A 17,744-nucleotide genomic window follows, 5' to 3' on the forward strand; every position below is an offset into this window, starting at 1 on the left:
GCAGAAGATCGTCACCCGGGCGTAACCAAAAGCAGCCTGTTCCATCGGCTGCCCGAGGCCAAGCAACGTGACCATCCCACCAGCAGTCGAGGCGAAGAGCCTCTTCAAAGTCTTCGGACGCAATCCGAAGGACGCCGTCCGCAGGTTGAAGGCCGGACAATCCCGCGCCGACGTGCAGGATGCCGGCACCGCCGCCGTGATCGACGCCAGCTTCACCGTCCAGCCCGGAGAGATCTTCGTGATCATGGGCCTGTCCGGTTCGGGCAAGTCGACGATCATCCGCATGCTCAACGGGCTGCTGCAGCCCACCGACGGCCAGGTGCTCGTGCAGGGCGCCGATGTGACGAACGCCAATCCCGCCGAGCTGCGCGACATCCGCCGCCGGTCGATGTCCATGGTGTTCCAGCACTTCGCCCTGCTGCCGCATCTGAGCGTGCTCGACAATGCCGCGTATGCGCTGGAGATCCAGGGCGTCGGCAAGGCGGAGCGACGCGAGCGCGCGCGGGAGATCCTCGGCAAGGTGGGCCTCGGCGACCGCGTCGACGCGATGCCGGACGAGCTGTCCGGCGGCATGCGCCAGCGCGTCGGCCTGGCCCGCGCGCTCACCGCCGGCACCGACATCCTCCTGATGGACGAGGCCTTCTCGGCGCTGGACCCGCTGATCCGGCGCGAGATGCAGGAGCAGCTGGTCGAGCTGCAGCAGGAGCTCGGCCGCACCATCATCTTCATCACGCACGACCTGAACGAGGCCATGTTCCTCGGCGATCGCATCGCCGTGATGCGCGACGGGCGCATCGTGCAGAACGGGACGCCGGAGGAGATCCTCACCGACCCCGCCAACGACTACGTCGCCCAGTTCGTGCAGGACGTCGACCGGGCGCGCGTGCTCACCGCGAGCGCCGTGATGGAGCGTCCGCTGGCGGTGCCGGTCTCGGCCGGCATCCGCGGGGCCCTGCGCATCATGCGCGAGGAGCAGGTCGACGAGGTCTTCGTGGTCGAGAACCGCCGCCTGCTGGGCGTGGTCACCGACCGCACCGTGATCCGGGCTGTGAAGGCCGGGACCACCGATCTGCGCACGATCGCCGACCAGACCGTCACCCGGGTCGGACCCGACGACCTGCTCACCGACATCGTCGAGGACTCGGTCGGCAGCCCCGTGCCGCTGCCCGTCGTGAACGAGAGCGGGCGTCTGCTGGGAGTGGTGCCCCGCATCACCCTGCTGGCCGCGCTCGGCAACGTGCCGCCGACCACCCAGGCGATCGACATCGTGCCCAGCACGGCGTTCTCGCTCGCGACCGAGCTGACCGAGCTCGCCCCCGGCGCCTTCGCCGCGGCGGCCGGCCCCGTCGATGCCACGCCGGATCTGGCCACGGCAGAGGGGGGTGAGCGCTGATGGACGCGTTCCGCATTCCGCTCGGCGACTGGGTCGAGACGTTCATCAACTGGGTCATCGATGTGCTCGGGGGTTTCTTCGAGGTCGTATCGACGATCTTCCAGGGGCTCTACGACGGCGCGGAGTGGCTGTTCGTCACTCCGCCCTTCTGGGTCATGATCATCGTGATCGCAGCGATCGCATGGCTGGTCAAGGGGTGGAAGCTCGCCGTCGGCACGGTCATCGGGCTGCTCGTGATCGTCGCGGTCGACCAGTGGGAGAACGCGATGCAGACGCTCGCCCTGACCCTGGTGGCGGTGCTCATCGCGGTGGCCATCGCGATCCCGGTCGGCATCTGGGCGGCACGCTCGCAGACCGTATCCAGTCTTGTCCGCCCCATCCTGGACTTCCTGCAGACGATGCCCGCCTTCGTCTATCTGATCCCGGCGATCTTCCTGTTCGGCGTGGGCGTGGTGCCGGGCATCGTCGCGACGATCCTGTTCGCGGTCGCCCCCGGCGTGCGCCTGACCGAGCTCGGCATCCGTGGAGTGGACAAGGAGGTGGTCGAGGCCGGCAACGCCTTCGGCGCGACCCCGGGCCGCATCCTCCGCCAGATCCAGCTCCCGCTGGCGATGCCGTCGATCATGGCGGGCGTCAACCAGATCATCATGCTCGCCCTGTCGATGGCGGTGATCGCCAGCATGGTCGGCGGGCCCGGCCTGGGTAAGGACATCATCCAGGCGCTGAACAGCACCGACATCGCGCTGGGCGTCGAGGCCGGCCTGTCTGTGGTCATCATCGCGATGATCCTCGATCGCATCACGGGTGCCCTCGGCACCGTGAAGCGGCCCCGGCGCACGTCATCCGAAGCGTCCGCCGATGAGGCCCCGGCTGGGGCATCCGGACGCGCGGATGCCGATGCCGTCGTCGTCGCCGGCGCTCGCCCGACCCAGGGCTGACGCCGGGGTCCGAATACTCGGCGCGCTCGCGCGCCGTCGTGCCCGCGGATCCTCCCCGGGCCTCCCCAACACCCGTGACAGCACACGGGAGGAAAGGAATCACATGAAGAAGCGCACACTGCTCAGCGCCCTCGCCATGGGCGCCGCGGCCAGCATCGCGCTGGTCGGCTGCTCCAGCTCGTCCGGCTCGGACAACGGCTCCGGCGACTCGGGCGACAAGGGCACCATCACCGTCGGCGTGTTCAACGGCTGGCCCGAGGGCGAGGCTGCCTCGTACCTGTGGCAGCAGCTCCTTGAAGACAAGGGCTACAACGTCGATCTCGAGTACGCCGACGCCGGCCCCGTCTTCCTCGGCCTGGCCAAGGGCGATTACGACGTGGCCTTCGACGGCTGGCTGCCGACCACGCACAAGACCTATTTCGAGAAGTACGGCGACGACCTGGTCGACGTCGGCACCTGGAACGAGGACGCCAAGCTGACGCTCGCCGTGAACGCCGATGCGCCGATCGACTCGATCGACCAGCTGGCGGCGAACGCCGACAAGTTCGGCAACCGCATCGTCGGCATCGAGCCCGGCGCGGGGCTCACCGAGGCGATGAACAAGAAGGTCATCCCCGAGTACGGGCTGGACAAGATGGACTTCCTCACCTCGTCGACGCCCTCCATGCTCGCCGAGCTGAAGAAGTCGTTGGACGCCGGTGACAACATCGCCGTCACGCTGTGGCGTCCGCACTGGGCCTACGACGCGTACGACCTGAAGGATCTGAAGGACCCGAAGGGCGCCCTGGGTGCCGCCGAGTCGATCCACACCGTGACCCGCACCGGGTTCGCGGATGACTTCGCCGACGCGAACAAGTGGTTCGCCGCGTTCAAGATGGACTCCGACCTGCTGTTCTCGCTCGAGAACGTGATGTTCCGCGAGGACCACAAGCAGAAGGAGTTCCCCGAGATCGTCAAGAAGTGGATGTCCGAGAACCAGGACTACGTCGACTCGCTCACCTCGTGACCCGATAGGTCACCGAGCGAGGCGAAGGGGCCGGTACCGCGTGTTCTGCGGGTACCGGCCCTTCGTCTCGTCGCTGCGCTCCTCGCTCAGGGACCTGGGACGGAGCGGGAGCGGCTGAGCTCAGGGACCTGGGACGGAGCGGGAGCGGCTCAGCTCAGGGACCTGGGACGGAGCGGGAGCGGCTCAGCTCAGGGACCTGGGACGGAGCGGGAGCGGTCAGCGTGAGCCGCCGTCACCGACGAGGTGCCACCAGGTCTCGGCGAGCACGTCGAACTCCGTACCTGAGCCCGGCTCGAAGCCGCCGGTGCGCATCCAGTACAGCGCCGTCTGATCGAGGTTCGCGAACGCGAGCTCGCCGCGGAAGTGCCGACTCGCGGGATCGAACCTGCCCGCCGCATCCAGCCCCTCGACGACGTCGGCCACGACCTCTTCGACCCATCCGGAGAACAGGCCGCGGATGTCGGGGTCCACGGCTGAGGCCTCGGTGGCAGACAGGATGTACGGGCGGATGCGCGGCCATCGCACGGCCTGATTGCGCAGCCACTCGGTGAGCAGCTCACGCGAGCCGATCTGCACCGCCTCGACGAGCGGACTGGCTGTGGATCCCCCGGTGCCGGCGCGCGCGTGCCGGTCGAGGATCTCGTTCAGCTCGGCGATCAGCGCGCGCATGAGATCCTGCCGCGACTCGAAATGCGCATAGAACGTGACTCGAGTCGTGCCGGCGGCCGATGCGATGTCGTCGATCGTCGTGGCGACGTAGCCACGTGAGACGAAGAGGTCCAGCGCGACCTCGAGCAGGCGCCTGCGGGTCGTCTCCTTCTGCAGCTGCCGTAGGTTCGCCATGGATCCGAGCCTAACTCTGCTCGGCGGGGTCGCCGGTCACTGCGGTCACTCACTTGACAAGCTGTAAAGTGAATGCGAAGCTGGAGAGCGATCCCGCCGGATCACCCGACTCGATGGAGAGGAATCCTGTGAGCGGCACAGTCCACACCGTCCTCGGCGACATCCCCGCCGACCAGCTCGGCGTCGTCGCGACGCACGAAGCGCTGCTGTCGGTGGTCCCCGGAGCGCAGTACGCGTACGACATCCCGTTCGACCGGTCCGAGATCTTCGCCGCCCTCGCCGTGAAGCTGCGCGCCTTCGCCGCCGCCGGGGGAGGCACGGTCGTCGACGCCACCGGGATGTTCCACGGGCGCGACCTGCCGCTCTACGAGGCGCTGTCCCGGGCGACCGGCGTGCACATCGTGGCCTCGACCGGACAGGGGCCCGAAGACGAACTGGGCGGCTATTTCCTCACCCCGCAGACCAACCCGCCCACACCGTGGCCGGCCGAGCGGTTCGCCGAACTGTACGCGCGCGAGATCACCGAGGGCATGGTCGTGCCGCGCGTGGAGCGCCGCGGCCGCGCCGGCCTCATCGCGATCGGCGTGACGCCGGCCGGGATGACGCCGACCGACGAGAGCCAGACCCGCGGCGCCGCGCGGGCGGCCGTCGTGACCGGGTCGGCGCTGTCGATCCGGTTCGGCGCCGACGCCGTGCACGATCTCGAGGTCGTGCGCGATGCCGGCCTGCCGGTCGACCGCGTGGTCGTCGGCGGGCTCGACCGGCCCGACGCCCTCGCCACCGGCGCCCCGGTCGCCGTCGCCGAAGCGGGCGCGTACGTCGGCATCGACCACGTCGGACACCTCGGCGCCGACCTGCCGACCGACCTCGAGCGCGCACAGCTGGTCGCCGAGCTCATCTCCGCGGGCCACGGCGACCGCATCATCCTCTCGTCGAGTGCGATCGGCGTGGCGAAGGGGCACCCGGATGCCGACGCCGACACCGCGCCGGAGTACGCGCACGTGCTCGAGGTCTTCGTGCCGATGCTGCGGGATGCCGGCGTGCCGGATGACGACATCCATCGCCTGCTCGTCGACAATCCGGCCGCCCTCCTGGCTGTGAAGGAGCACTGACATGGCGCACGTGAACACCGTCCTCGGCCCCGTCGCCCCCGAGGAGCTCGGCTTCGTCGCCGTGCACGAGCACATCGGGTACGGGATGCCGGGGTCAGAGCTGGACCCCCAGTGGTGGAAGAGCCCCGAACAGCGCTACGACGAGACCGTCCCGAAGCTGCGCGCGTTCCATGAGAACGGCGGCGGCACGTTCGTCGACGCGACCGGAATCTGCAACGGCCGGGACGTGCCCTATTACCAGTCGCTGTCTGAGAAGACCGGTGTGCACATCGTCGCGTGCACCGGCTTCGTCGGCGGCGACACCGCGCTGAAGTTCTTCGCCGACGCGAGCGTCGACTACCTCTACCGCCAGTTCGTGCACGAGATCACGGTCGGCATCCAAGGCACCGGGGCTGCGGCGGGGATCATCAAGGTCGGCGTGAGCCGCGGGTTCCGGATGAAGGAGCTCGACCTGCGCATCTACCGCGCCGCCGCGCGCGCCGCGCTGCAGACCGGGGTGCCGGTCTTCACGCACCTCGCCGTCGACGTCGAGCCCGCGCTGGCGATCTTCGCCGAGGAGGGGCTCGCGCTGGACCGCGTGCTGTTCGGCCACGCCGACGACGGCGTCAGCCAGGGCAGGGTGAACCAGGAGGCGATCCTCGCCGCGGGCGGGCGGCTGGGCTTCGACACGTTCGGGTACGACCTCGAACTGCCCGACCCGCCGTTCTGGGGACGCCACCGCGACGAGCGGCTCGCGCACTTCCTCGGCCTGGTGCGGGCCGGGCACGTCGACCGGCTGCTGGCCTCGGCCGACGCCAACTGCAGCCCGCTGGGCTGGCCCGGCGTGAAGGGCCATACCGTCAACTACCTGTTCGAACAGCTCATCCCGGCCCTGCACGCCGCCGACATCGACGACGACACCATCCACCGGATCTTCGTGACGAACCCCGCCGGCTTCCTCGCGATCGACCGCTGACACCCGAACACCGAACGACCCCGAACGACCCCGAACGACCCCAGAACGACCCCAGAACGACAAGGACGCGTCATGGACCTGAAGAATCTCGACATCGCCATCGTCGGCGCCGGCTACGCCGGGGCCGCCACCGCCAAGGCCCTCAGCCGGCTCGGCGCGACGGTGAACGTCTACGAGAAGGCGCGCGAGATCCGCGAGGTCGGCGCCGGCATCGGGCTGCGGCCGTCGTCGCTGGCCGCATTCCGCTCCTGGGGCATGCTCGACGCGATCGAACGGGTGACCAGCCCGAGCGAGAGCTTCGAGATCCTCACCGCGACCGGGCAGCGCATCGCCGAGGAGGAGTGGCCCGAGAAGGACGTCTTCGGCCTGACCACCCGGTTCGTCCACCGCGGCGACTTCATCGACGCCCTGATCGGCGAGCTGCCCGACGGGATGGTGCACACCTCGCACACGCTCACCCGCATCGACGACACCGGCACTCGGCCCGTGCTGGAGTTCGCGAACGGCAAGACGGTGACCGCCGATCTCGTGATCGGGGCCGACGGCATCCGCTCGCTCGTGCGCGAGCAGCTGTTCGACGATCGCCCGCCGATCTACGCGGGGGAGCACGCCTACCGGGCCGTGATCGACATCGCCGACGCGCACGGTCTGCCGTTCGACGACAAGCTGCGCATGTACCTGGGCCACGGCACGAAGATCTACTCGCTGCCGCTGCAGCACCGCGGCCAGATCTCGTTCGACATCACCGCACTGAACCCCGACCCGACGCCGAACCCGCGCGACGGAAAGCAGGCGATGCTCGCCACCGTCGCCGGCTTCGAGGACGCGATCGTGCAGACCACCCGCGACCTCGACATGGGCATCGTCAACGTCCGCGCCGTATACGACATCGACCCGATCGAGGTGTGGCACTCCGAGGCCGTCGCGCTGGTCGGCGACGCCGCCCACGCCATGTGCCACCACCAGGGACAGGGCGCGAACTCGGCCATCCTCGATGCGCAGGTGCTGGCCGAGGCCCTGGCCGGCGCCGACTCGGTCGCCGCGGCGCTGGCGCAGTACCAGGCGGCGCGCAAGCCGATCACCGACGGGCTGCAGAAGGTGTCGCGCGAGGGCTGGAGCGAAGACGAGATCCAGACCGTGTTCCCCGGGCAGAAGCCCGGCGACCTCGCGGCGACGGCGAAGGGCTGACGGATGCCGCTGAACCCCGTGATCGCGCAGGTCCTCGCGTCGCTGCCGACGCCGTCGCCCGGACCGATCGACCCCGTCGCGCTGCGCGCAGCCGACGAGGCGCACCTGGCACCGGTGGCCGAGCGCCCGGTCGTGGCGCGGGTGGACGACGAGATCGCGCACACCGTGCACGGCGACGTGCCGGTGCGCATCTACCGCGACGGCGACGGCGACCGCGGCATCCTGGTCTACCTGCACGGCGGAGCGTTCTTCCTCGGCAGCCTCGACACGCACGACCACGTCGCCCGCGCGCTCGCGGCGGCGACCGGGCTCACCGTCGTCGCGGCCGGCTACCGGCTCGCGCCTGAGAACCCGTTCCCCGCGGGGCTCGACGACGCGACCGGCGTCGTGCGGTGGGCAGCCGACCGGTTCCCCGGCCCGGTGCTGGCGGTGGCCGGCGACAGCTCGGGCGGCACGTTCGCCGCCGCCGTCGCCGCGCGGCTGCACGACGAGGGGTTCGACCGCATCACCCACCAGGTGCTGCTGTACCCGTCGCTCGACCTCGACTTCGACCAGAGCCGCTACCCGTCGCTGGTCGAGAACGCCACCGGCTACGGGCTTGAGTACGCCGGCCTGGCCCCGTTCAACGCCTTCTACCTGCGCAGCGGCGCCGACCCCGACGACCCGCTCGTGTCGCCGATCAAGCGGGTCGACCTGGCCGGCCTGCCGCCCGCCCTCATCGTCACCGCCGAGTACGATCCGCTGCGCGACGAAGGCGAGCGGTACGGGCAGCGCCTGCGCGGGGCGGGCGTCGATGCGACGGTGGTGCGGATGCTGGGGGTCAACCACGGGTTCGTGCAGAACTTCCCGGCCATCGACGAGAGCCGACGGACCATCGACCGGGTGGCCGCGTTCCTGGGGGCGCCATGACCGTCGTCGTCCACCCGATCGCCGCGCCGTGGGGGCGGTTCCACCTCTACAGCTTCCTGATCGACGCGCCCGAGCCGGCCCTCGTCGACACCGGCGTGACCGCATCGGCCGCCGGGGTGCCCGCCGCGCTCGAGGGGCTGGGCCGCCGCACCCGCGACATCCGATGGATCCTGCTCACGCACGGGCACATCGACCACGTCGGCGGTGCGTTCGCGCTGTGGGAGGCGACCGGCCGCAAGGCGCAGGTCGTGATCGGACGGCGAGACGCCCCGTTCCTGCGCACGCGCCGCGCGCACGTCGACGAGGCGCTCGCCCTGCGCGGCGACCGCGTGCCCGGGCTCGAAGCCGCCAAGACCGCCGAAGCGGCCGCGGCGATCTCGGGCGAGCTGGAGCCGACCCGCGTGGTCGACGACGGCGACCGGCTCGACCTCGGCGGCGTGACGGTCGATGTGCACGCCGTCCCCGGGCACACCGCGGGCGGGGTGGCCTACGCGGTCGACGGACACGTGTTCGCCGGCGACGCGGTCCAGGCCTACGGCGCGGCCAGCGGATTCCCCGGATACGAAGACCCCGACGCGTATCGGTCCAGCCTTCAGCGCCTGCAGGCTCTGCATCCCGCGCACCTGTACCTCGGGCATCCCTACCGCCGGGCCGACGGCTCGCCGTTCCCGGTCGCGCTCGACGCCGTCGACGCCGAGGAGGCGCTCGCCGGCAGCCTGGCCGACGAAGCCCGCATCCGGGCGGCCGTGGCGGCGCACCCGCCTCGGCCGGACGACTCGGTGTACTCGCCGTACGCCGGGGTCGCGGCATCCCTCGGCTACACCGGCGACCCGATGCTCGAGCCGTCCCCCTTCTTCACCACGATGCGCGGCTACGCGACGCACTCCCCAGGAGCACGATCATGATCAAAACCGTGACGACCGGCACCCAGACCATCGCGGTGCGCAAGAACCTCGAGATCCCGATGCGCGACGGCGTCACGCTCGTCGCCGATGCCTACCACGCGCCGGACGAGAAGGCCCGTCCGGCGCTGATCGCCCTCAGCCCGTACGGCAAAGAGTTGCAGGCGCTCGCGCTCACGATGCCGCCGCAGCGGCGGCCCTCGCCGATGTGGGACGGCTGCATCGAGGCCGGCGACATCGCCCGGGTCGTCGGCGAAGGGTACGTGCACGTGATCGGCGACCTGCGCGGATCGGGCGGATCCGGCGGCGAGCACATCGGCAACTACAACGCGGGCGGCGTCTCGCTCGGGCAGGACGCGTACGACGTCATCGAGTGGGTCGCCGCGCAGCCGTGGTGCGACGGCAACGTCGGCATGATCGGCATCTCGTACTTCGGGTCGATGCAGGTGCTGGCCGCCGCCGAGCGCCCTCCGCATCTGAAGGCGATCTTCGTCTCGGGCGGGCACTACGACTTCTACGAGACGACGTACCACGGCGGCATCATGTGGTTCATGCCGCGCGCCGCGCGCGAGGGCCGCGGCGGCGACTCGGGCTGGGCGTTCACCGACCGGATCAAGAGCCGGATGCTGCAGAACGTCGATCCGGGCGAGGTCGAGCGCCGCGTGGCCGAGCGGCTGGCCGACCCCGACATCCAGGCGTGGCCGAATCTCGTGCATACGCTGCACTACCCGGTGCACCACGAGGCGTGGTTCGACATCGTCACCAACGACCTGGACGGCCCCTGGTACGAGGAGCGCAACCCCATCACGGTCGCACCGAACATCGACATCCCGGTGTGGCTGCAGCTCGACCAGGGCCGCGGCTGGACCTTGGACGGCACGATCGAGCTGTTCCTGGCGCTGCCCGGCCCGCACAAGCGACTGTCGATCGGGTCGTACCCGCCGATGCAGTCGCGGCCGTGGATCGAAGAGCACGACAAGATGTTCCGCTGGTACGACCGGTGGCTGAAGGGCATCTCCAACGGCGTCGAGCACGAGCCGGCCGTCGAGGTGTTCGTCGAGGGGTCGCGCGAGGTCGTCACAGCCGACCAGTGGCCGCCGAAGCCGGTCGAGCACCGGCCGCTGTATCTGCGCACGCGTCGGGCCCTGTCGGCCGAGCCCGAGGTCTTCGGGCCCGAGGCGGCCGCGCCCGACGGGTTCTTCCAGGCGCCGCTGACGGTGACCGACAAGGTCGAGGTGCTGTCGTGGTCGACCGCCGCGTTCGAGCAGCCGGCCGAGCTGATCGGCACCGGTGCGTTCCACCTGTACGCCGCGATCGACCAGGACGACACGAACTTCATCCTGCGACTGTGGGATGCCGCGCCCGGCGGCACGCGGCAGCTGCTGACCACCGCGTACCTGAAGGCGTCGCAGCGCGAGCTCGACCCCGACCGGTCGGCCGAGGGCGGCCCGGTGCACCCGCACACCCGCAAGGTGCCGGTGGTGCCGGGTGAGATCACCGAGTACGTGCTGCGGATCTACCCGTTCGCCGCGACGATCCTGCCCGGGCACAGGCTGGTGGCCGAACTGTCGTGCGACGAGCCGCTGAGCGACGAGCACAACGCGCTGCTGCCGCCCGACGCGTTCCACCTGCCGGTGGGCCGCCCGGTCACCCACACGATCTACCGCGACGCGCAGCATCCGTCCCGGCTCGTGCTGCCGTTCACGGTGTGAGGTAGTGCCCGCACGATCGCCCCGCAACCCGCGCCCGACGCTCTGAGAGAACGGCGAGCGCGGGACGCGTTGCGTGGGCACGACGCCCGTCAGACGGCGACGACGTCGAAGACGGGCAGAGACGCCAGGGCGCGGCTCGAGTTGTTGAGCTTGGGCACCGCGGTGCCGATCGAGAACGACGAGACGTGGCGGCAGAACGCGTCGATGGCAGCGTACGCCTCGAGTCTGGCCAGGCCCTGACCCGCGCAGCCGTGTACCCCGTAGCCGAACGAGAGGTGATCGATCGGGTTGCGCTCGACGATGAACGTGTCGGGGTCCTCGTAGTGTCGCGGATCGCGGTTGCCGGCGTAGAGCAGGATCGCCACCTGCGAATCGGCGGGGATCGTCACGCCGTCGATTTCGACGTCGCGGGTGGTGCCACGCCCCACGGCGTGCAGCAGCGCCTGGTAACGCAGCGTCTCGTTGAACGCGGCGGGGATGAGCGAGGGGTCGTTCTTGACCAGGGCGAACTGGTCGGGGTTGTCGCCGAATGCGCGGATGGCGTTGGCGATCGCGCCGATCGTCGTGTCCATGCCGGCTGCCAGGTACTGATGGATGATGTGGCCGCACAGCCCGGGCGGGATGTCACCGCGGGCGCCGGCGTCGAACACCGCACGGCCGATCGAGCCCTCGGCGAGCTGGCTGCCGTCCATCCCGTGCGTCCACTCGAAGAGCTCGCCCGCAAGGGGGAAGCTCTCCTGGGAGCGTTCGTTCATGGGTCCCAGCAGGTTGAAGGCGGAAGCACCCCAGTCGAGGATCTTCTCACGCACGTCACCCTGCACTCCGATGAGATCGAGCACGATCTGCAGTGGCAGTTCGCGGGCCAGATCGTGCACCGCGTCGAACGAGTCCCGGCCGACGAGGTCGGCGACGATGCGGTCGGCCTTCTCATCGATCGTGGTCTTCAACCCGCGCAGCGCGCGAGGCGTCAGGTTCTCGCTCAGCGCGGCCCGCAGGGTCGTGTGCAGCGGAGGGTCGCTGGCGAGGGTCGTTCCGGTGAGCACCTCGTTCATCTGCGGGTTGAACGCCACCCGGGTCGAGGTGAAGGTCTCCCAGTCGGCCATCGCACTGCGGATGCCGTCATAGCGCGTGATCGCCCACGCGTCGGATGCCTCCAGGTAGACTGCGCCGGCCTGCTCGCGCAACTCGGTGAAGGCGTCATGCGGGTCGGCCAGGATCTCGTCCGACCAGATGTCCAGGGTCGACATTGGAGTCTGCAGAACGGCGGTCATGTCTCTTGCCTCATCATTCGTCTGCCGCGGCCTCGTCGCCGCGCACGGATTCCATGCAATCGGCACGGGGCCCGTGCGGCAAGACCTCCCGGTGCATGATGCCCATGCGGGGGATGAATCTTCGTCGCGCTCGCCTCGACCTGCCGCGGTCAGGGGCGGCGGGCTCGTCGGCGCAGGGGTGCGGCGGCGTCGCGCATCGCCGCGCCCAGCCAGCGACGGAACTCGTCGTCGGCGAGCCACGGGTTCCAGACCACGTCGATGCTCAGGCCGGCGATCGGGAATGGGAACTCGGCCGTCTGCAGGCCGAGCAGGTGCCGGAACTCCTCTGCCGCTTGGAACCGGTGCAGGGCGACGCGTCGCGATGAGGCGAGAAAATGCGGGATCACGGTGTAATCCGAAACGATCTCACGGATGCGGTACGGCACGCGATGCTGATCCAGGACATCGTACGGGCGGATCCGCTGACCGGCCGCCTCATAGCGGATGTGCTCTTCACGCGAGAGCATCCCCACCGGCGCAGTCTCGGCTGGGATCGACGGCGATGCCAGCACGATCCAGCGGTCTTCGTACAGACGCTGCCGCGGATGCGGAGACGGCATCCCCTCAGTCAGGAGCACGGCGTCGACACTGTCGTCAGTGAACACGGTCGGCGAACCCATGTCCGGTGAGATCATGCGCAGCGTCACGTACGGCGCACGCTCGGCCAGGACCGCGCTCAGTCGCGGTCCGAACACGAACGCGGTCGTGGTGGTCGACGCGATGGTCACCGTGCGGGCGTCCGTGGCGGGATCGAATGACGAGGGGTGGAGTGCCCGCGCCGATTCGTGCAGGGCGTGATGCACCGGAGAGAACAGGCTCTCGGCGCGCGGCGTGAGCACCATCTCGCCGCCCCTGCGTACGAGCAGCTGGTCATGCAGCTGCAATCGCAATCGCCGCAGCGCATGGCTCATCGCGGGCTGGGACATCCCGATGCGCTCGGCTGCGCGGGTGACCGAGCGCTCCTGCAGCAGCGCGAGCAGCGGGACCAGCAGGTTCAGATCGGTGGCGGCCAGACGCGAGAGCTCCCGGTCGCCGGCGGCGAGTCTCGTCATCTTTGCCGGCCCTTCATTCGCGGAACGCATGAGACAGATACGCAATGTCAACTTGACTGACATGCTGTAAACCATTCTAGATTGACAGTGATGCCCCATTCCCCTGCCGCAACGTGGCACAGGGGAGGCATCGCGAGGAGGTCACGATGATGAAGCTGGAAGTCGATCGCGTGCGCTGCGAAGGGCACGGACTGTGCGAAGAAGTGGCGCCGCATCTGCTGCACCTCGATGATGACGGCGAGCTCGTCGTCGATGTCGAGGACGTCGGCGAGGCCGATCTGGAGGCGGCGCGTGCGGCTGTGCGTGTCTGTCCCGTGGCCGCCCTGAGGCTGCGGTGAACCCGTCGCGCCTCCGAAACATCGTCGTGGTCGGAAACGGCATCGCGGGGGTGACCGCCGCCGACACGCTGCGCAGCCTCGGCTTCGCGGGCGAGCTCACGATCGTGGGCGCGGAGGAGCACGCCCCGTACAGCCGGCCGGCGCTGTCGAAAGCGGTCCTCACCCAGGATGGTGACCCGACCGCGCACGTGCTGCCCGCTCCCGATCACGGGGGCGTCGAACTGCGCGGGTGTGCGGCGGTCGGCATCGACGACGTGCGGCGACGGCTGCAGCTCTCGGACTGCTCCGAACTGCCCTACGACGGTCTGGTGATCGCGAGCGGCTCGCGCGCCCGACGGCTCGGGGCTTCCGAGCGCGAGGTCACACTGCGCAGCCTCGACGATGCGTGGGCCTTGCGCGCACTGCTCGCCGACCGACCGCGCGTGGTTGTCATCGGCGGTGGCGCCCTCGCCATGGAGGTCGCGTCGGGTTGCGTCGAGGCGGGGTGCGACGTGCGGATCGTCGTGCGTCGGGCCGCGATGGTCGGCCATGTCGGCGCATTCCTCTCGAACGTCTTGACGCAGTCGGCGGTGGCTGCCGGCGCGGTGTTCCATCGGTCCGCCCGCACACGCATCGTCGACCGCCCGGACGAGGCCGTCGTCACACTCGACGACGGCACCAAGCTGATGGCGGACCTCGTGGTCTCGGCCGTCGGCGACCGGCCGAATACCGAGTGGCTGACGGGTACGGCGCTGCTGAAGGACGGGATGCTGGTGGCAGACACCCACTGCCGAGTCGCCGAAGGGGTGGTGGCGGCGGGCGACGTCGCCGCGTATCCCACCGCGCGCGGACTGCGGCGTGTCCCGCTGTGGACCAACGCGATTGAGACGGCGCGGGCGGCCGCCTCCGCCCTGATGCTCGGCGACGCCGCGGACGAGGTGGCCCATCAGCCCTACTTCTGGACCGAGCAGTTCGGCAACAGCATCAAGGTCTGTGGACCTCTTCCCGTCGACGGCGCCCCCTGTGTGCGCGACGGTGACCTCGATGAGCGGCGCGCCGTCCTGCGCTGGCCGCACGCCGACGGCTCAGCCACCGCCGCCGCATGGAACATGCGTGTGGCCGTGCCGCGCCTGCGCGCTCTCACTCGCCCGGCCATCGCGGCCTGATTCGCCTCGTCTGAACCGTCTCTCGACCTCTGCCGGCGAAGACCCCCGGTCGATGCTCGTTTCACACATCGACAAGTCACTTGACAGAGTGTAAAGAAACGTGTTCAATCATCACAGCACGCACCCACGTGCCGCGTCGTCGTTTGGAACGAAGGGGTTCCCGCAGCCATGTCCAGCACACAGACCACCACGATCATCGCCTCGCGCGGATCGGTGCGGGCGACGTTCGCCGCCGCGTTCCTCTCCGTGGCGCTCGCCCAGACCGCCTACGCGATACCGGGAGCGCTGAACGGCGCCTTCGCCGCCGAGTTCCATGCCTCCGGGGCGGGACTCACCTGGATCACGGCCATCTTCGAGATCGGCATCGTCGCCTTCGAGCTCACGTTCGGACTGCTCGGCGACCTGTTCGGTCGCAAGAAGCTCATGGTCGCGGGCAGCGCCCTGGTGATCGTCGGCGCCGCGCTGTCCGCCGTCGCCGGCACGATCGGCTTCATGATCTTCGCCCAGGCGGTGATCGGCATCGGGGCCGGGCTGCTGTTCCCGATCGGCCTGGCGATGGTGGCCGCGCTGACCCCCGATCCGAGGCGGCGTGCACGCGTGATCGCGACGTGGGCCGGGTTCCTCTCGCTCGGCGCCGTCATCTCGCCCGTCATGGCCGGGCTGACCGACCAGTTCTTCACCGTCCCGGGGGCGGCGCCGGGGGCGCCGAACGTCTTCAGCGGATGGCGGGTGTCGTACTGGGTGATCGTGGTCGTCGCGATCGTGCTCGTCTTCGTGTCGCTGGCCACCCGCGACTCGTCGGCGCCGGCGGGCCGCAAGCTCGACATCCCCGGCCAGATCACGTTCGCGGTCGGCCTGATCGCGGTGCTCTACGCCACCGTCACCGCCGTCGACTCGGGATGGTCGGCGTGGCAGGTCATCGCCGGCTACATCGTCGGCGCGGTGACCCTGGCCGCGTTCATCGTCATCGAACTGCGCTCGAAGGCGCCCCTGCTGCACCTGTCGCTCTTCAAGAACCGCGCATACTCGATCGGCAGCATTGTCGCCGTGATCGGCATGTTCGCGTTCCTCGCGACGGCGTTCTCCACCTCGATCTCCGTCGGTGCCCTCCAGCAGAGCCCGGTGTGGGTGCTCGGCGTGCTGTTCGTGTGCATCCAGGGCCCCGCGTTCGTGCTGGCGCCGCTGGTCGGACGCCTCATCCACTCCGTGTCGCCGCGGTGGATCCTCACCGTCGGGTTCGCGTTCATCGCCGCGAGCGGATACTGGCTCTCCACCTACAAGGTCGGTGTGCCCGCGCAGTTCGGCGGCGCGCCATGGCAGGACTTCCTCGCACCGCTGCTCCTGCTCGGCATCGGCTTCGCGCTGACCATCGGCTCGATCACGGCCGTCGCGATCAACACCGTACAGCCGCACGAGATCGGCATGGCGTCCGCGACCACCAGCCTCATGCGCGATCTCGGCTTCACGCTCGGGCCCGTCGTGGGCTCGGCCATTGCGTTCGGTCTCGGCGCGGCCGCCTTCGCCGCACCGATCGCGGGTGTGCTGACCGGTGCCGGTCTGCCGGCCGAGGCCGTCGCGGGGCTGTCGCAGGTGCCCCCGCTGGCGTGGCTCTCGGGCTGGGACGGCGTCGTCGGCCAGTTCGCCGCTCAGCTGGGAGCCTCGGGCGCCCCGCAGGCGACCGTCGACGGCGCCATCGCAGCACTGAGCGGATCGCAGGGCGACATCATGGGGCTGGCCGGCGCATCCCTCGGCTCGGGCTTCCAGGTCGTCTATCTCGTCGCCGCGATCGCCGCGACCGCGTCGGCGGTCCTGACCCTGTTCATCCCGAGCAACCGCGCGGACGTGCCCGTCACCGACGCCGAGCTGGCCAAGACCGTCAAGGTCGAGGCCACCGAGGTCTGACCCGCCCCGCCAGGCACCACGCTGGCCGGTGGCAACGGCAGGCCGGATCGCGGACTCGGGGTCGCTGCGACGCCGAAACGCGCGATCCGCCCTGCCGTTGCGACACCGATCGGCCGGACCGAGGCGGCAGGATGGACCGGTGACAGTCTTCATCGCGGGCCCCGCGTCATGGAACCGCATCGTGCTCCTCGACCGACTGCCCGACCCCGTGCCGCACATGCAGTTCGCGCTCGCCGAGCACGAGACGGTCGGCGGCACGTCGGCCGGCAAGGCGCTCGGGCTGGCGGCACTGGGTCGACGGCCGGTTCTGCACACGCTGCTGGGCGAGGATGCCGAGGCCGCCCGCATCGCGGAGGCCCTGCGCGGTGCCGGCGTCGAGCTCATCACCGGGGCGGCCGACGCCACAGAGCGCCACCTCAACCTGATGACGCCGGCGGGCGAGCGCGTCTCGGTGTACCTGTCGGCACCAGGTGAGGCCTCCGCCGCATCCCGTGCCCGGACCGCCGCGGCCGTCACGGCCGCGATGGCGGATGCCGCAGCCATCGTGCTCGATCTCGCGGCCGAGGCGCGCCGGCTCATCCCCGAGGCGCGGCGGACCGGTCGCCCGATCTGGACCGATGTGCACGACTACGACGGCACCGCGGAGTTCGCGCGGCCGTTCGTCGCGGCAGCCGACGCCGTGTTCATGAACGCGGACGCCATCGGCGACCCCCTGCCGTTCCTGCGTACCCTGGTCGACCGCGGGGCGTCGCTTGCGGTGTGCACGCTGGGCGCGGACGGCGCGGTCGCGGTGGATGCGGCCGGGCGCGAGCACCGTGTCGCCGCCGTCCCGGTCGAGGTGGTCGACGTCAACGGCGCCGGCGATGCGTTCCTGGTCGGCGTGCTGGACGCGACGCTCGACGGGGCCGAGACGCCCGATGCGCTCGCCGCGGGCGCACGGCATGCGGCGACCGTGCTCACCACCAAGCACCTGCATCCCGTCCTGGATGAGCGCGGTACTGCATGAGCGCGGTCCTGGATGAGGCCCGTGTTGGATGAG

16 protein-coding genes are annotated in these 17,744 nt (G+C 70.1%); 13 read left to right on the top strand and 3 right to left on the bottom strand.

The window, feature by feature from the left end:
- Positions 1–67: 67 nt before the first annotated feature.
- The 3 genes from AC0L6F_RS11445 to AC0L6F_RS11455 all read left to right on the top strand — a co-directional run bounded on the left by AC0L6F_RS11445 (position 68) and on the right by AC0L6F_RS11455 (position 3,337).
- The gene (locus tag AC0L6F_RS11445; protein WP_473537984.1) at positions 68–1,393 is read left to right on the top strand and encodes a quaternary amine ABC transporter ATP-binding protein; all 1,326 of its coding nucleotides are present in this window, start codon (positions 68–70) and stop codon (positions 1,391–1,393) included.
- Complete coding sequence (locus AC0L6F_RS11450; RefSeq protein ID WP_473537985.1) at positions 1,393–2,331, top strand: ABC transporter permease; 939 nt, start codon at positions 1,393–1,395, stop codon at positions 2,329–2,331. The genes AC0L6F_RS11445 and AC0L6F_RS11450 overlap by 1 nt, the downstream gene beginning before the upstream one ends.
- Before the next feature lie 103 nt (positions 2,332–2,434).
- Positions 2,435–3,337: a glycine betaine ABC transporter substrate-binding protein gene (locus AC0L6F_RS11455; RefSeq protein WP_473537986.1), complete on the top strand. Its 903-nt coding sequence runs from the start codon at positions 2,435–2,437 to the stop codon at positions 3,335–3,337.
- A gap of 216 nt (positions 3,338–3,553) precedes the next feature.
- Here the strand turns inward: AC0L6F_RS11455 and AC0L6F_RS11460 are convergent, their stop codons facing one another.
- A complete protein-coding gene (locus tag AC0L6F_RS11460) occupies positions 3,554–4,180 on the bottom strand; it encodes a TetR/AcrR family transcriptional regulator (protein ID WP_259610893.1) in 627 nt (208 codons plus the stop codon).
- Positions 4,181–4,308: 128 nt separating this feature from the next.
- Here AC0L6F_RS11460 and AC0L6F_RS11465 point away from each other — a divergent pair, with 128 nt between their 5' ends.
- The 6 genes from AC0L6F_RS11465 (at position 4,309) to AC0L6F_RS11490 (ending at position 10,958) form a co-directional block, all read left to right on the top strand.
- Complete coding sequence (locus AC0L6F_RS11465) at positions 4,309–5,292, top strand: phosphotriesterase family protein (protein WP_473537987.1); 984 nt, start codon at positions 4,309–4,311, stop codon at positions 5,290–5,292.
- A 1-nt stretch (position 5,293) separates the two neighbouring features.
- Entirely contained in the window at positions 5,294–6,247 is a 954-nt protein-coding gene (locus AC0L6F_RS11470; protein ID WP_473537988.1) for a phosphotriesterase family protein, read from the top strand.
- Positions 6,248–6,319: 72 nt separating this feature from the next.
- Positions 6,320–7,435, top strand: coding sequence for an FAD-dependent monooxygenase (locus AC0L6F_RS11475; RefSeq protein ID WP_473537989.1), 1,116 nt, complete (start codon positions 6,320–6,322; stop codon positions 7,433–7,435).
- Between the two features lie 3 nt (positions 7,436–7,438).
- Complete coding sequence (locus AC0L6F_RS11480) at positions 7,439–8,344, top strand: alpha/beta hydrolase (protein ID WP_473537990.1); 906 nt, start codon at positions 7,439–7,441, stop codon at positions 8,342–8,344.
- Positions 8,341–9,249 (top strand): MBL fold metallo-hydrolase, encoded by a 909-nt coding sequence (locus AC0L6F_RS11485; RefSeq protein ID WP_274636715.1) that lies wholly within the window; start codon positions 8,341–8,343, stop codon positions 9,247–9,249. The genes AC0L6F_RS11480 and AC0L6F_RS11485 overlap by 4 nt, the downstream gene beginning before the upstream one ends.
- Entirely contained in the window at positions 9,246–10,958 is a 1,713-nt protein-coding gene (locus tag AC0L6F_RS11490; protein ID WP_473537991.1) for a CocE/NonD family hydrolase, read from the top strand. The genes AC0L6F_RS11485 and AC0L6F_RS11490 overlap by 4 nt, the downstream gene beginning before the upstream one ends.
- 89 nt (positions 10,959–11,047) lie before the next feature.
- Here the strand turns inward: AC0L6F_RS11490 and AC0L6F_RS11495 are convergent, their stop codons facing one another.
- Both AC0L6F_RS11495 and AC0L6F_RS11500 read right to left on the bottom strand, forming a co-directional pair.
- Positions 11,048–12,229, bottom strand: coding sequence for a cytochrome P450 (locus AC0L6F_RS11495; protein WP_473537992.1), 1,182 nt, complete (start codon positions 12,227–12,229; stop codon positions 11,048–11,050).
- Between the two features lie 149 nt (positions 12,230–12,378).
- The gene (locus tag AC0L6F_RS11500) at positions 12,379–13,320 is read right to left on the bottom strand and encodes a LysR family transcriptional regulator (protein WP_473537993.1); all 942 of its coding nucleotides are present in this window, start codon (positions 13,318–13,320) and stop codon (positions 12,379–12,381) included.
- A 149-nt stretch (positions 13,321–13,469) separates the two neighbouring features.
- On the opposite strand from AC0L6F_RS11500, the gene AC0L6F_RS11505 reads away from it, so the two are divergent.
- From AC0L6F_RS11505 to AC0L6F_RS11520, 4 genes are all read left to right on the top strand, one after another.
- A complete protein-coding gene (locus tag AC0L6F_RS11505; protein ID WP_473537994.1) occupies positions 13,470–13,658 on the top strand; it encodes a ferredoxin in 189 nt (62 codons plus the stop codon).
- Entirely contained in the window at positions 13,655–14,803 is a 1,149-nt protein-coding gene (locus AC0L6F_RS11510) for an NAD(P)/FAD-dependent oxidoreductase (RefSeq protein WP_473537995.1), read from the top strand. Before AC0L6F_RS11505 ends, AC0L6F_RS11510 begins: the two co-directional genes overlap by 4 nt.
- A 168-nt stretch (positions 14,804–14,971) precedes the next feature.
- On the top strand, positions 14,972–16,705 hold the full coding sequence (locus tag AC0L6F_RS11515) for an MFS transporter (RefSeq protein ID WP_473537996.1): 1,734 nt from the start codon (positions 14,972–14,974) through the stop codon (positions 16,703–16,705).
- A gap of 139 nt (positions 16,706–16,844) precedes the next feature.
- Positions 16,845–17,711, top strand: coding sequence for a carbohydrate kinase family protein (locus tag AC0L6F_RS11520; protein WP_473537997.1), 867 nt, complete (start codon positions 16,845–16,847; stop codon positions 17,709–17,711).
- Positions 17,712–17,744 lie beyond the last annotated feature (33 nt).

Source organism: Microbacterium sp. G2-16M (genome assembly GCF_055809115.1).